Origin of the sequence: Pseudomonas sp. Sample_16 (assembly GCF_004307665.1) — a bacterium.
Classification (GTDB): domain Bacteria; phylum Pseudomonadota; class Gammaproteobacteria; order Pseudomonadales; family Pseudomonadaceae; genus Aquipseudomonas.
In genome coordinates this window covers 1-13,424 of sequence record NZ_RCOB01000157.1, presented here as the reverse complement: position 1 = coordinate 13,424, position 13,424 = coordinate 1, and the positions used below count along the sequence as shown (strand labels likewise).

Here is a 13,424-nt window from a genome sequence, read left to right as displayed (position 1 = left end):
CATGCTAAAGGCGAGAGTGGCGCTGACGATACGTCGTGATTTCATAATGGTGGAACTCCAGCGGGGGAAGGTTAAAACACTGGTATTGACGGTGCGTGCGGCATTAGCCGACGCGCCGGTGTGTTACTTACTGGCGTCCAGCACTACACGGTAGCGAGCTTTGCCACTGCGCAGATGGTCGATGGCTTTGTTGACCTGGCTCATTGGAAACATCTCTACCTGCGGCAGAATCTGATGGCGGGCACAGAATTCCAACATAGTCGCCGTGTTACCGGGCGAGCCAATCGGTGAGCCGGACAAACTTTTTTGCTGTGGAATCAGGTTGAAGACGTGCACCGGGATAGCGCTGGGCGCGATGCCGACAAAGTGCAGGCGACCTTTGCCGCGCAGCGTTCCAAGCATGGCCGGCCAGTCGAGGTCTGCACTGGCGCTAATCAGCAGAAAATCCAAGGTGCCGGCAATGGCATTCAGCGCAGTACTGTCAGTCGAGGCGACTACGTTGTGTGCTCCCAGTCGCTTGGCTTCGTCTTGCTTGGCCAGCGTCGAGGTAAAAGCGGTGACTTCGCACCCCCAAGCGTTGAGGAAGCGTAGAGCAAGATGACCGAGCCCTCCGATGCCGACGACACCCACTCGGTCAGTAGGTTTGACGTTGAATTGCAAGAGTGGATTGAACACCGTCGACCCTGCGCAGAACAAAGGTCCTGCCATGGCCGGGTCGAGTTCTTTCGGTAGCGGCACGGCCCAGGCCCAGTGAGAACGAAGGCGATTTGCGAAGCCACCGTTGCTGCCGATGATGGTAGGTTTGACTGTGCCGCATAGGTGATGCGAGCCGCCCATACACGATGAACAATGCATGCAACTGCCCTTGTACCAACCAATCCCCACTCGTTGCCCTAGTTCGAGACTGCGTACCTGCGAGCCCATTCGAACGATACTGCCGACTGCTTCATGACCGGGGATAAAAGGGTATTGGCTCAAGCCCCACTCATTATCGATCATCGACTGGTCGGAGTGGCACACTCCACAATATTCAACTGAGACTTCCACCTCGTCATCCCCCAATGGGCCGGGGTCGTAGCTATAGCTCTCTAGTGGAGCGCCGGGCGCTGTTGCGGCCCAGCCAGTGAAGGACGTTATTTCAGTACTGTTACTCATTGGAGACCTCCAGATCAGGAGACAGGGTTTTTGCTCCGATGCCTAGAGCGAATCCTGCTGCCGAAACGCAAAGCAACGACTTTTCGGGGATTTGCGTTTCCAGTCATTTGCAAGGTCAGCATCTACATCGCCAAGGCGCAGTTTTGCGTTAAACCAGCGTGACCTGGACCTCCACATCCCCCCGTGTCATTCGTGAATACGGGCAAATCTGATGCGCGGCATCAACCAGTTGCTGCTTCACATCTTGATCCAGCCCCGGCACGCGGACGTTAAGCCTCACGGCTAACTGAAAATCGGCGCCTCCGTTGGTTTTACCCAAATCCACCTCAGCATCTACCGAGGTGTCTTCCGGTAATTTGACCTTGAGCTTGCCGGCAGCCACCTGTATTGCGCCAATGAAACAGGCTGAATAACCGAGGGCGAATAGTTGTTCAGGATTGGTGCCTGGCTTGCCTGAACCAGGGGAGCTGAAGTTGACTTCAAGCTCACCGTCGCTCGACCTTCCACTGCCTGTACGACCGCCACTGGTGTGGGTTTTTGCTGTGTACAGAACGTTTTCCAGAGTACTCATGACTGTGATTCCTTTAGAAAAATGAGAGGCAGGATCATTTGGATTCCTCACCCAAGGTGCCGGTATCGTGAGCCAGGCGTTTCTCCACGTCGGCGTTCTTCTGCAATCCAAGCTACCAGTTGTTTGATGCGGGCCTGCGCTGCTGGGCGTTTGACCGAGCCGATCAAACCATCCCATTCGGCAGCGATGGCTTCGTTCGGCGGCAGGCTGGCAGCATCGACCAGGCGCTTGATATCAGCAATCGACTGCTTGTCGAACCGCACGATGCGCCCGGCCATGGTGTCGACGAACTTGTCGAGTTCGGCATCGGGCAGCGCGCGGTTCCCCGTTGCTCCGTTCCGTCGCGGGTCAACACATGAGCATGGTTTCGTGTGCATGACCTGAATGCGGCCCGACACGATCGGCAATAGCGGCTGAAGTTGGCAGGTGGCTCGATAGATCCGGGAACACCGGGATCTAGGGGGGGCGAAACATGTCGCCTTGCGCCGGCAGCGCCGAATGCTCAAGCGTAGCAGCGAATAATTGGCTCGCAAGTCATACATTCGGATGAGAACGCGGACAGCAACAATGGGCCACTCAATAGCCAATCAGCAGGAAATAAAACTTGATTCGACACTGCCTGGGATTCTGTGGCACTAGCTCCTTGGCAGGGGTAATAATTGTGATTCCGTGGCAGCGGCAAAAAAACAATCTTTCGGGGTTTATGTTCCGCTACAACGTAAGCATGCACTGGAGTAAAGCTACCAATGGAAGCCAACCGATTCGCGGACATCGCTGCTTTTGTCTGCGCTGTGAAAGCTGGAAGTTTTACCTCCGCGGCTACCTCCCTTGGTCTGACCCGATCAGCTGTAGGCAAAAGTATCGTTCGTCTTGAAGGTCGGATGGGAGCACGGCTTCTGAATCGCACGACGCGCAAACTGAGCCTGACTGACGAGGGGCAGGTCGCCTATGATCGCTGGAAGCAAATTCTCGAGGATCTTGATGAGGTGGATGCAACCATGGCCTTGCGCCGTGGACGGCCGACAGGCACATTTAAACTCACAGCGCCCCTTTCATTCGGTCAGCGCCATATCCTGCCGATTCTAGATGCTTATCTGAAACAGTGGCCTGAACTTCGTGCGGACGTCTGGTTCACCGATCGCTTTGTCGACCTCGTCGAAGAGGGGGTCGACATCGCCATCCGCATTGGCACGCCAAAAGACGATTCACAACTGTTGACCAGAACCGTGGGTTGGCAGCAGTTCGCAACGTGTGCCTCGCCCTCTTATCTGGCTCGATGCGGTATACCGCGAACACCTGCAGATCTTGCGGGGCACGACACCATCGCGTTCATCAGTGGCCAGGCCAGTGTCTGGCGTTACCAGACACCCACCGGCCTTTGCTTGTATGAACAACCAGGGCGGCTGAACATTGACAGTTCTGAAGCCATGCGCGAAGCAGCGCTGACAGGCATTGGCCTGATTCATTTGCCGACCTATATCACCGGTAACGACTTGCGCGATGGAACATTGGTGGAAGTACTCAAACCTTATCGTGCAGCGCCCGACCCCATTCGGGTTGTGTACCCGAGCAAGCGTCAGTTGTCGCCGCGTGTCCGCGCGTTTATTGATCTGTTGATTGAGCGCTGGGAATCAGGAGTGCCTTGGGAAACCTGAGGGTATTGGGGATTCATTGGACCGAGTGATGGTCTGTGGGTGTTATTTATCCGGGTTCAGGATTCAATAAATATGTCAGTCATCGTCATTCACCGAGACTGCCATCATGACTATCGCCACCCAACTCTCGCCGCAAATGCAACCTGTCGCCCTGCCGACCGCCAATCCTTCGCTTGAGCGTCACCCTGGCTTTCAACGCCTCTTTCGACCACAGGCGCTGACGGTTGGTCTGATTTTACCCCTTGAAACCCACGCCGGCCGAGCGGCACCAACCATGCGTGGTCATGTGGAAATGGCGCAACGCGCCGAGGCGCTTGGTTATGGCGCGCTGTGGATGCGTGACATTCCTTTCTATGACCCGGATTACAACGATGTGGCGCACATCTTTGAGCCGCTGGTTTACATCGGCTTCCTGGCGGCCGCCACACGCAGCATAGTCTTGGGAACCACCGGCATCGTGCTGCCTACCCATGAGCCCATGTATCTGGCCAAGCAAGCGACGTCCCTTGATCAATTGAGCGAAGGACGTCTGGTGTTGGGGTTGTCCTCGGGCGATCGTTACAGCGACTACCCGATGTTGGGTATCGATTATGAAACCCGTGGCGATCGCTACCGTGATGCCTTCTCGGTGTTTCGCACCCTGATTGAGCAGGACTTTCCACGCTTTCGCTCCGAACGATTCGGTGGCTCATACGGAAACCTCGACCTGGTGCCGAAAGCGCCGTATGGACGCGTCCCTTCAATCGCTGTCGGCCAGGCGCAGCAGAGCATCGAGTGGTTGGCTGAACACCTTGATGGCTACCTGGCTGGCGTGCAAAGCCCCGAGCGGTTGGCGTCGTTGGGCCAGAGCTGGCACGCCAAAGTGCGTGAAATCGAAGGGCGAAACGCTTTCAAACCGTTAGGTCTCGGCGGCTACTTCGACCTCAGCGACAACCCGGACCGGCCATTCCAGCGCATTCAGGGAGGCTTCCGGGCGGGGCGTAACGGCCTGCGCAACTACCTGGAGCAAGCACAAGCTGCCGGTATTTCACATATCGCGCTCAACCCCAAGGTTAGCCGGCAACCCTACGGTGAGATTCTTGACGAGCTCGCTGAGCACATCTTGCCGCTCTTCCCGTCGCATGTTTGAGGTTTGGCCCACCCTTGGAGGATCGCTTCATGTCATCTCTATTTGAGTCTTACGTTCTGTCGGGACAGCGACTATCCAATCGCATCGTCATGGCGCCGATGACCCGCGCCCGCGTCAAGGACACAGTGCCGTCTGCGGATATGGCGATCTACTACGCCCAGCGTGCGGGAGCAGGCCTGATCATCACCGAAAGCGCCCAAGTGTCGGCGCAGGGACGTGGCTACCTTTACACCCCGGGGATCCACACACCCGCGCAGATTGAAGGCTGGAAGCGTGTGACTGACGCGGTTCATCATGCCGGTGGGCGCATTGTCATTCAGCTCTGGCATGTGGGGCGGGTCTCGCACTCATCCTTGCTGCAAGGGCGGGCACCGGTCGCACCTGTGGCTGTGACTGCCGCGCAAACACTGGTGCATGCTTACGACAGCGGTGGCGAGCCGGCACAAGTGCCCGCCAGCGCGCCCGTTGCTTTGGATGCCGAGGGTATTCGGCAGGTCATCGCAGACTTTCGACTAGCCGCGAAAAATGCCATGACCGCGGGTTTTGACGGCGTCGAAATTCATGCGGGTAACGGCTACCTGTTTGAACAGTTCATCAACGCCGGCTTCAACACCCGTGAAGACCGTTACGGTGGCGCCACGATTGCCAATCGCCTGCGTTTGTTGCTTGAGACGGTCGATGCGGTAAGTGCGCAGATCGGCCGATCGAAGGTGGGTGTGCGCGTGTCGCCTTTTGCGCGACTGGCTGATCTGCACGCGTTCGATGAAGAAGAGGCAACGTGGCTTGCGTTGGCCGGAGCCCTGTCCCAACGCGAGATCGCTTATCTGCACGCTAGCCACTTAGGTACGCCTGAGTTTCAAAAAGCCATCCGCGGGGCTTACTGCGGCACCTTGCTCCTGTCAGGCGGGTTCACCTATCTAACCGCGCAACAAGCCATCAATGACGGATTGGCGGACCTGGCGGTTTTCGGTCGACCGTTCATTGCCAATCCTGACCTGGTCGATCGCTTACGGCATGGTTGGCCACTGGCCGATGCAGGTCGCGAAGCGTTTTATGGCGGCGGCTCGCAAGGGTACATTGATTATCCTGCTTATTCGTCGCAAGACGCGCAGCAAGCATGAGAGGTCGGGCATGTGTACCAGGTATCAGACAGGGAGTGCCTTCATGGGCATCCCGATCCTCGCAACGATGTACGGCACCGACAGCATTTATTCTGTGCTCGTGCTGAAACTGATATCGAGTCTGGTGATGATCCCGCTGACGACCATGCTGCTTACCATCGCGGATGGAAAGGGCTGTGGCACCAGGTGTTTGTGTCGAGCCTGTCGGGAGCGGTACGCCGTCCACTGATGTGGGCACCGGTCCTGGGCATTCTGATTTCGCTGCTGCAGGTAAAGCTGCCGCGATTGCTGCGGAGTCACTCAATCTTCTCGGCAAGGCAGCGCCTGGCGTCTCCCTGCTGTGCCTCGGACTGATCATGTCGTCCGAGAAACTGCAAATGTCGGATGAGGTGTGGGGCAACCTTGGGCTCAAGCTGTTCGTTCACCCGGTGTTGATGTTCGCTGCCACTGTGGTACTGGGCACTCATGGGCTTTACGCCCAATAGATGATCCTGCTTTGCGCGCTTTCCGTCTGGCCGCTGCTTGATTGTTGGTCCCGAATGGCGAGGTATGAGGCACTCGTGTCGAAATACCACGCCGGGTTTTGTTCCGATTACCGCCGTTTAGGGGTGGACACACCGCACGTGTCGCCTGATAAGGCTGCGAAGTGGTATTCGAGTATTGCTCGCTTATAGCTAAAAAACATGCCCACCTGGGCTTAGGTTCAACTTGGATCGATATGTGATTGGGTGGATTTAGTTGATTTCGACAGGCAGCTATTGGCCGTTTTCTGCCCGTCGTGAGGGGTAACAGCTCTAAGCGGTCAGGCCAAGGCAAAATGGAAATGCTCGCTCAGAAACACTCACGATAATGTCAGGGTATCGTTCAACGTTCCCTTAAAAATTCGTTGAGCGCACGAACGATATCCAGAATGGATTGCGTAGTGATGCGCCCTGGATTCTGATCGAACATGTGAGGGGCGCCGGGATAGACGTGCAGCTCTACAGCGACCCCGGCGCGCGACAGTCTCAATGCAAATTCCACGTCTTCTTCCAGAAACAGGTCCAGCGAGCCTACCGATATGAAGGTTGGAGGCAGGCCTTGAAGGTCCCGCTGCATGGACGGAGAAAAAAGGCCGATACGATCATCGTCAAGGTTGTAACACCCGCGAAGGCAATCCCAACAGAACCGGTTAGGCGCCGGCAACCAGCTGAAAGTCCCGGTGCTTTCGTTCTGGTGAGGCGATTGCGAGGTGCCCGTGCGGTGATCCAGCATCGGATAGACAAGTACCTGGGCTGCGATGGGATACTGCCCCTTGTCGCGGGCCAGAATGCCCAATGCAGCCGCCAGGCCTCCGCCAGCGCTGTGCCCCATGATCACGACTTTTCGGGTATCCATGCCCAGGTCATGGTCATCACCGAATAACCAAGCGAGCGCGGTATAGCAGTCTTCAAGGGGCAGGGGAAAAGGGTGTTCAGGCGCCAATCGATAATCGACTGCGACGATGAGGGTTTTCAATTGTTCGGCAAGCGCCGCCAGGTAGTTGTCGGCCATTTCAGGCTGGCCCAGTACAAAGCCTCCACCATGGATGTAAAGGATCACCGGAAGGCGGGCAGTTGCTGATGTCGTATCAGGTCGGTAAATACACAGGCGCAGAGGCTCTTTATCGGCCGTTATCCATCGCTCTTCGTAGCTGCTGTTTTGCTGAATCCTGTAGGTTGTATGGACGCGCTCCCGGATGGTCGGCAGTGTATCGATCGACCAGTGATCCGTGCCAGGGAGCAGAAAGCTGTGGAATTCGGGATCAAGCAGTTCATGTGGCCTCAACGTTCCGCTCCCTTCCTGTCGAACTCAATGGCACCTGTTGCCAGGTGCCTTGTCCTCACCGTTAAAGCCAGGCTTTGATTTGAGCAGCCACGGCTTGAGTGGAGATGCCGTAGCGATCATGCAACGTCGGCAGGGCGCCTGCATCGAGGAACGCGTCGGGCAAGGCGATCTGCCTGAAGGTTGGCGTCACGCCGTTGCGCAGCAGCACCCCGGCGACGGCCTCGCCGAGGCCACCAATGATCGAGCTGTTCTCTGCGGTGACCACCAGCCGGCCTGATTTCCTTGCCTCGGCAAGAATCGTTTGCTCATCCAGTGGTTTGATCGTCGGCACGTGCAGCACGGCAACATCGACGCCGTCCGCTTGCAGTTCCTTGGCTGCTTCCAGTGCACGCATGGTCATCAGACCGGTGGAGATGATCAACACATCGTTACCGGTGCGCAGGGTCTTGGCCTTGCCGATCTCGAACTTATAGCCGTACTCGTCCAGCACCAGCGGTACATTGCCCCGCAGCAAGCGCATGTACACCGGCCCCTGATGCGCGGCGATGGCTGGCACAGCCTGTTCGATTTCCAGGGCATCGCACGGGTCGACAATCATCAGGTTGGGCATGGCGCGGAAGATCGCCAGGTCATCGGTGGCCTGGTGGCTCGGGCCGTAGCCGGTGGTGAGACCGGGCAGCCCGCAGACGATCTTGACGTTGAGGTTTTCCTCGGCAATCGCCATGCAGATGAAGTCGTAGGCGCGGCGTGAAGCGAATACCGCGTAGGTAGTGGCGAAAGGTACGAAGCCTTCGCGGGCCATACCGGCGGCTGCACTCATCAACAACTGCTCGGCCATGCCCATTTGATAGAAGCGATCAGGATGCGCCTTGGCGAAGATGTGCAGGTCGGTGTACTTGGACAGGTCGGCGGACAGGCCGACGATGTCCTGACGCTGATCTGCCAGCGCCGCGAGCGCATGACCGAAAGGCGCTGATTTCGTGACTTGGCCTTCAGAAGCAATCGAAGCGATCATCGCCGAGGTGGTCAGGCGTTTTTTGATCGGTTCGGCAGTCGAAGTCGGCGTGTTGGCGGCGTTGCTCATTGGTTTTTTCCTTCTTCAAGATTGTTCAGTGCCAGATCCCATTCGTGTTCTTCCACGCGGATGAAGTGGGTCTTTTCCCGGGTTTCGAGGAAGGGCACGCCTTTGCCCATTTTGGTATCGCAGATGATCACCCGAGGCTGAGTGCCGGGATGATTGCGCGCGGCATCGAACGCGGTGACCAGCGCCTCCAGATCATTGCCGTCAACGCGCTGGGTGAACCAGCCAAAGGCTTGCCAGCGATCGACGATGGGTTCAAAGGACAGGATTTCACTGGAGTGACCGTCGGCTTGCTGGTTGTTGACGTCGACGATGGCGATCAGGTTGTCGAGCTTCCAATGTGACGCCGACATCACGGCTTCCCAGGTCGAGCCTTCGTTCAGTTCGCCGTCCGACAGCAGGTTGTAGACGAAGGCTGGTGAGCCTTTGCGCTTGAGACCCAGGCAGGCACCGACCGCGATGCCGAGGCCCTGGCCCAGCGAACCACCGGTGATTTCCATACCCGGCGTGTAGGCGGCCATGCCCGACATTGGCAGGCGGCTGTCGTCTGCGCCGTAGGTTTCCAGCTCGTCGAGCGGGATGATTTCGGCTTCGATCAAGGCCGCGTACAACGCAATGGCGTAGTGACCAATCGACAGGTAGAAACGATCGCGGGCTTCCCATTCAGGATCTTCAGGACGATGGTTCAGGGCATGGAAGTAGGACACCGCCAGCAGGTCGGCAGCGCCGAGAGCCTGGCCGACGTAGCCTTGCCCCTGGACTTGACCCATGCGCAGTGCGTGGCGACGAATATTGTGGGCGCGCTCCGTCAGGGTTTTCGGTGTTACGAATGAAGGGTTGGCAGTCATGGTGAAATCTCCTGTGAATCAACGATTGACCAAGGCGGCGGGAATGCGCAGCACCAGGGTGGCACCGACGAGCAGCACGCCAGTGATCAGATACATGCCGATGGCGCTAGAGCCGGTCAGTGTGGTTATCCAGCCGATCAGGTAGGGCGAGCAGAAGCCGGCGAGGTTGGCGAAACTGTTGACTGCCGCAATGCCTGCTGCGGCGGACACGCCACCGAGCAGCGTGGTGGGCAGCATCCAGAACATCGACGTCGCGGACAGAATCCCGGAGGCAGCGAGGCAAAGACTCAGGATGGAAAGCATCACGTTTCCTCCCATCATGGCCGCGAGTGTCAGGCCGATGGCCCCGGCGATCATTGGCACAATCAGGTGCCAGCGGCGCTCGCGGTGTTTGTCGCCACTGCGCCCGGCATACAGCATGGCGGCAATCGCGCAGAAGTAGGGCAGGCTGGTCAGCAGGCCTATTTTCATCGGGTCGGATACCCCTGCGTTGCGCACCAGGGTCGGCAGCCAGAAGGTGATTGCGTACTGCCCCATGACGACACAGAAGTAGATGGCGGCCAGTAACCAGAGGCGGCGGTCACGGATGAACTCGCCTATAGACGCATGCGTCACTTTTTTCTGCTCGTCCTCGGCCAGCTCGCGGCTGATCAGCGCTTTTTCATCGTCGTTCAGCCAGCTGGCTTGATGCACTCCGTCCTTGAGATAGCTCAGTACCAGAAGCCCGACTACAACGGTAGGCACAGCCTCAAGCACGAACATCCACTGCCATCCGGCCCAGCCATGAACACCGGCGAAGTGAGTCATGATCCAGCCGGAGATCGGGCCGCCCACCATCCCCGACAACGGAATGGCGATGAACCACAACACGGTCATGCGGGCACGACGATAAGACGGGAACCAATAGGTCAGGTAGAGCAGCAGGCCCGGTGCCAGGCCGGCTTCGGCAATCCCGAGCAGAAAGCGCAACGCATAGAATTGCCAGGCGGTTTCGACGAAGGCGAACAGGGCAGAGACGATGCCCCAGGTGATCATGATGCGCGCGATCCAGACCCTCGCCCCGACCTTGTGCAGAATGATGTTGCTGGGGACTTCGCAGAGGAAATAGCCGATGAAGAACATGCCCGCGCCCAGCCCGTAGACCGTTTCGCTGAGCGCCAGATCATTCATCATTTGCAGTTTGGCAAAGCCGACGTTGACGCGGTCGAGGTAGGCGCACAGATAGCACAGCATCAGGAACGGCATCAGGCGCCACGCGGTTTTACGGTAGGCGTTGGAGCGCACGGTCGAAACCGCTTCGAGCGACAGGGTAGTCATGATGGTCTGATCTCTTGTTTTTATTGACCGCCAGGCCATCAAGCCTGGCTGTGTCATCGATCCAGAACCGCACGGGCCTTGCAGGCCCGCCCAGATGTACTCAGTGAATCAGCATGCCGCCGTTCACATCCAGAGTGATGCCGGTCAGGTATGAGGATAGGTCGCTGGCCAGGAACAAGGCGGCGTTGGCGACATCCTGGGCCTCACCCAGACGGCCCAACGGGATGCCGTCGATGATCGCGTGACGGCGTTCGTCCTGCATCAGGCCGCCGGTGATGTCGGTGTGAATCAGGCCGGGGGCGATGGAGTTGACGCGCACTTTGTCCGGTCCCAACTCGCGCGCCATCGCTTTGGCCAGACCCAATACGCCGGCCTTGGCGGCGCTGTAATGAGGGCCACCGAAAATGCCGCCGCCGCGCTGGGCGGACACCGACGACATGCACACGATGCTGCCGCTCGACTGTTGACGCATCAGTGGAATGACCGCCTGGGACATGAGCAAGGTACCGCGCAGGCTGACGTCCAGCACCTTGTCGTAATCGGAAGGGCGGATATCGAGCGTCTTGAGCGGTTGGGTGATGCCGGCGTTGTTGACGAGGATGTCGATGCGCCCGAAATGCTCGATGATTTTCGCCACGGCCTGCTGCACCTGGGATTCGTCGGCGACGTTGGCGGCCAGGCCGAGATGGCCTTCGCCCAGGGAGGCAGCGGCATCGCGTGCGGCGGATTCGTCCAGATCGAGAATCACCACACGTGCGCCCTGTTGCGCGAAGGTGGTCGCTGTAGCGCGGCCGATGCCACGTGCGGAAGCTGCACCGGTGATGATCGCGACTTTGCCTTGAAGAAGCATGGAAGAGTACCTCGGATTGTTTTTATTGGGTCGATCCACGAAGAACCGATGACCCAGCTTGTTCCCCAGACCAGCCCTGAGCAATAACGCGAATGTCACTCGGTGCTGAAAAAAATTCAGCACTCGCCAATGAACCCTCCCGATGTTTGAATGGCTGCATGCCCGGCCCACGCCACTTGCAGCGGAACAACAATAATCATGAGTACATCTGGCGACGCACCTCCGATCCTTCCACCACTGAAAGCCATTCAGGCCTTTGAACAGACCGCACGCTTCGGCAACGTCGCCCGCGCGGCCGAATTGCTTGACCTGACACCCTCGGCGGTCAGTCACCAATTGGCCAAACTGGAGGCAATGATTGGTCGCCAGCTGTTTCTCCGGACGGCCAGGGGCGTGACATTGACGCCGGTGGGCGAGCAATACCTCACTGAGGTGTCTGGCATCCTGCACAGCCTGGCGGTGGCGACCGAGCGCGCCACCAGTGACGTCAGCCTCGACTGCCTGCGCTTGCACTCATCCCCCAGTTTCGGCCTGCTGTGGTTGATGCCGCGCCTGGAACAGTTTCGACAGAGCCATCCCGACATCCAGCTCAACCTGTCGTGTTCCTACGAATCGCTGCATTTCAGTCGTGACAAGATCGATGTCGACATCCGCCACGGCATGCCCAACTGGCCCAGCTACGAAGTGCGGACGATACGTAATGAAAGAATTGCGGTCATGGCTTCGCCGAAGTTGCTGGCAACACGTTCGGTTCGAACGGTGGCGGATTTACTGGACAGCCAGTTGATCCTGTCGGAAGCCACATTGATAAAGTGGCCCCAATTGTTTGCCCAACAGGGCGTGTCACGCCCGGAAAAGCCCTACACCCTCAGCTTTGACCGCTCCTACATGACGCTGGAGGCAGCCAGCCACGGGCTGGGATTCGCCTTGGAAAGCACGCTGCTTGCGCAGGACTATCTGGCGCGGGGCGCGCTGGTCGAGGTAGCGCCGGAGCTTAGCGCGACCATCACTGCACATCACCTGGTTTTTCCGAGGGCCCATGCAAATTTTCCTCGAGTGAGGAGGTTTCTGGAATGGATGCAGAAAGAGCTGGGGCATGACTTCAAATACTGATCTTGATGTCGTGGCAAACCAAACTCCAGTATCACGGCAGTGTGGCTGCTGAGTGTCTACTTTTGGTTGTGGATTCAACCGGTCGATGCAACAGATTGGCTAAATCGTTCAGCGGGCGTTTCGTACGTTAGCGATTTCGGCTTAACGCCCTAAACCACGAGCATTCAGACGAGCATGGCCTATCCAAAGGCGTGCACCGGAGCGGTTTCCCCCTTGGTCTGCGTTCATATGCACTGCATAGCCGCCTCGCCTTGAAGATCAAATGCAGCCTGTCGAGCAAGCTCCGTGAACCGCACTACACTCGTAGACACACATCACAGGCAGCTTTCTATGAATTGGGGCAGCTGCACTGAGCAGAACAGCAGCGCTTAGGCAATTCCCCAATCGACACTTCGGATTCGATAGCCCATCCCTCCTGAAGTTTTAGCTGATTAGTTACGCCATGTATTAACTGATATTTCAGATCGTCCGTTTATCTTGATGATCATCATAAATATAGTGACCCCATCGTTCTCCTGAAGCACAGCCAAGTTCAACTTTCCTAAAAAAAACCGGCGATGTTGGCTGGCCGGCAGAAGGGGGTATCACCAAGTTGCACATAAACATGACCACATCGCGCCTATATTTGCCAAAACGGTACTGCTAATTCGAGCATCAACCGGTGCTCGTGGTCCTGAACAGAAATCAGGTCAATTCATCGTTGTTCATTCCATAAAATTGGAGTTCCACCATTATGAAATCACGACGTATCGTAAGCGCCACTCTCGCCTTTAGCATA

The 13,424-nt window shown here is 57.6% G+C and carries 14 protein-coding genes; 6 read left to right on the top strand and 8 right to left on the bottom strand.

From position 1 onward, the window contains the following. Nucleotides 1–123: 123 nt before the first annotated feature. From D8U69_RS20635 to D8U69_RS20625, 3 genes are all read right to left on the bottom strand, one after another. Nucleotides 124–1,155, bottom strand: coding sequence for an NAD(P)-dependent alcohol dehydrogenase (locus D8U69_RS20635; protein ID WP_130908023.1), 1,032 nt, complete (start codon nt 1,153–1,155; stop codon nt 124–126). A gap of 148 nt (nt 1,156–1,303) precedes the next feature. Next, nucleotides 1,304–1,726: an organic hydroperoxide resistance protein gene (locus tag D8U69_RS20630; protein ID WP_130908022.1), complete on the bottom strand. Its 423-nt coding sequence runs from the start codon at nt 1,724–1,726 to the stop codon at nt 1,304–1,306. A gap of 47 nt (nt 1,727–1,773) precedes the next feature. Next, nucleotides 1,774–2,133, bottom strand: a complete 360-nt coding sequence (locus tag D8U69_RS20625; protein WP_241668674.1) for a hypothetical protein — start codon at nt 2,131–2,133, stop codon at nt 1,774–1,776. Between the two features lie 339 nt (nt 2,134–2,472). Between D8U69_RS20625 and D8U69_RS20620 the strand changes: the two genes are divergently transcribed. The 5 genes from D8U69_RS20620 (at nt 2,473) to D8U69_RS20605 (ending at nt 6,116) form a co-directional block, all read left to right on the top strand. Further along, on the top strand, nt 2,473–3,381 hold the full coding sequence (locus tag D8U69_RS20620; protein WP_130908021.1) for a LysR family transcriptional regulator: 909 nt from the start codon (nt 2,473–2,475) through the stop codon (nt 3,379–3,381). A gap of 106 nt (nt 3,382–3,487) precedes the next feature. After that, the gene (locus D8U69_RS20615; RefSeq protein ID WP_130908020.1) at nt 3,488–4,510 is read left to right on the top strand and encodes an LLM class oxidoreductase; all 1,023 of its coding nucleotides are present in this window, start codon (nt 3,488–3,490) and stop codon (nt 4,508–4,510) included. Between the two features lie 29 nt (nt 4,511–4,539). Continuing rightward, a complete protein-coding gene (locus tag D8U69_RS20610) occupies nt 4,540–5,631 on the top strand; it encodes an alkene reductase (protein ID WP_130908019.1) in 1,092 nt (363 codons plus the stop codon). Nucleotides 5,632–5,674: 43 nt separating this feature from the next. Further along, nucleotides 5,675–5,860 (top strand): hypothetical protein, encoded by a 186-nt coding sequence (locus D8U69_RS29825; RefSeq protein ID WP_241668675.1) that lies wholly within the window; start codon nt 5,675–5,677, stop codon nt 5,858–5,860. After that, the gene (locus tag D8U69_RS20605) at nt 5,796–6,116 is read left to right on the top strand and encodes an AEC family transporter (RefSeq protein WP_241668673.1); all 321 of its coding nucleotides are present in this window, start codon (nt 5,796–5,798) and stop codon (nt 6,114–6,116) included. The genes D8U69_RS29825 and D8U69_RS20605 overlap by 65 nt, the downstream gene beginning before the upstream one ends. Nucleotides 6,117–6,495: 379 nt before the next feature. Here the strand turns inward: D8U69_RS20605 and D8U69_RS20600 are convergent, their stop codons facing one another. The 5 genes from D8U69_RS20600 to D8U69_RS20580 form a co-directional block, all read right to left on the bottom strand. Beyond that, on the bottom strand, nt 6,496–7,437 hold the full coding sequence (locus D8U69_RS20600; protein WP_130905041.1) for an alpha/beta hydrolase: 942 nt from the start codon (nt 7,435–7,437) through the stop codon (nt 6,496–6,498). Between the two features lie 61 nt (nt 7,438–7,498). Then, on the bottom strand, nt 7,499–8,521 hold the full coding sequence (locus D8U69_RS20595) for a transketolase family protein (protein ID WP_130908018.1): 1,023 nt from the start codon (nt 8,519–8,521) through the stop codon (nt 7,499–7,501). Further along, nucleotides 8,518–9,366, bottom strand: a complete 849-nt coding sequence (locus D8U69_RS20590; protein ID WP_130905039.1) for a transketolase — start codon at nt 9,364–9,366, stop codon at nt 8,518–8,520. Before D8U69_RS20590 ends, D8U69_RS20595 begins: the two co-directional genes overlap by 4 nt. A gap of 18 nt (nt 9,367–9,384) precedes the next feature. Then, a complete protein-coding gene (locus D8U69_RS20585; protein WP_130905038.1) occupies nt 9,385–10,683 on the bottom strand; it encodes an MFS transporter in 1,299 nt (432 codons plus the stop codon). A gap of 100 nt (nt 10,684–10,783) precedes the next feature. Continuing rightward, a complete protein-coding gene (locus tag D8U69_RS20580; RefSeq protein ID WP_130905037.1) occupies nt 10,784–11,533 on the bottom strand; it encodes an SDR family NAD(P)-dependent oxidoreductase in 750 nt (249 codons plus the stop codon). Between the two features lie 198 nt (nt 11,534–11,731). Here D8U69_RS20580 and D8U69_RS20575 point away from each other — a divergent pair, with 198 nt between their 5' ends. Further along, complete coding sequence (locus D8U69_RS20575; protein ID WP_130908017.1) at nt 11,732–12,646, top strand: LysR substrate-binding domain-containing protein; 915 nt, start codon at nt 11,732–11,734, stop codon at nt 12,644–12,646. The last annotated feature ends 778 nt before the right edge of the window (nt 12,647–13,424 follow it).

Excerpts from the sequence above, each read along its gene's own strand:
- D8U69_RS20635 (WP_130908023.1), bottom strand. The coding sequence starts at position 1,155 with ATGAGTAACAGTACTGAAATAACGTCCTTCACTGGCTGGGCCGCAACA.
- D8U69_RS20630 (WP_130908022.1), bottom strand. The coding sequence starts at position 1,726 with ATGAGTACTCTGGAAAACGTTCTGTACACAGCAAAAACCCACACCAGT.
- D8U69_RS20620 (WP_130908021.1), top strand. The coding sequence starts at position 2,473 with ATGGAAGCCAACCGATTCGCGGACATCGCTGCTTTTGTCTGCGCTGTG.
- D8U69_RS20615 (WP_130908020.1), top strand. The coding sequence starts at position 3,488 with ATGACTATCGCCACCCAACTCTCGCCGCAAATGCAACCTGTCGCCCTG.
- D8U69_RS20610 (WP_130908019.1), top strand. The coding sequence starts at position 4,540 with ATGTCATCTCTATTTGAGTCTTACGTTCTGTCGGGACAGCGACTATCC.
- D8U69_RS29825 (WP_241668675.1), top strand. The coding sequence starts at position 5,675 with ATGGGCATCCCGATCCTCGCAACGATGTACGGCACCGACAGCATTTAT.
- D8U69_RS20605 (WP_241668673.1), top strand. The coding sequence starts at position 5,796 with ATGGAAAGGGCTGTGGCACCAGGTGTTTGTGTCGAGCCTGTCGGGAGC.
- D8U69_RS20595 (WP_130908018.1), bottom strand. The coding sequence starts at position 8,521 with ATGAGCAACGCCGCCAACACGCCGACTTCGACTGCCGAACCGATCAAA.
- D8U69_RS20590 (WP_130905039.1), bottom strand. The coding sequence starts at position 9,366 with ATGACTGCCAACCCTTCATTCGTAACACCGAAAACCCTGACGGAGCGC.
- D8U69_RS20585 (WP_130905038.1), bottom strand. The coding sequence starts at position 10,683 with ATGACTACCCTGTCGCTCGAAGCGGTTTCGACCGTGCGCTCCAACGCC.
- D8U69_RS20580 (WP_130905037.1), bottom strand. The coding sequence starts at position 11,533 with ATGCTTCTTCAAGGCAAAGTCGCGATCATCACCGGTGCAGCTTCCGCA.
- D8U69_RS20575 (WP_130908017.1), top strand. The coding sequence starts at position 11,732 with ATGAGTACATCTGGCGACGCACCTCCGATCCTTCCACCACTGAAAGCC.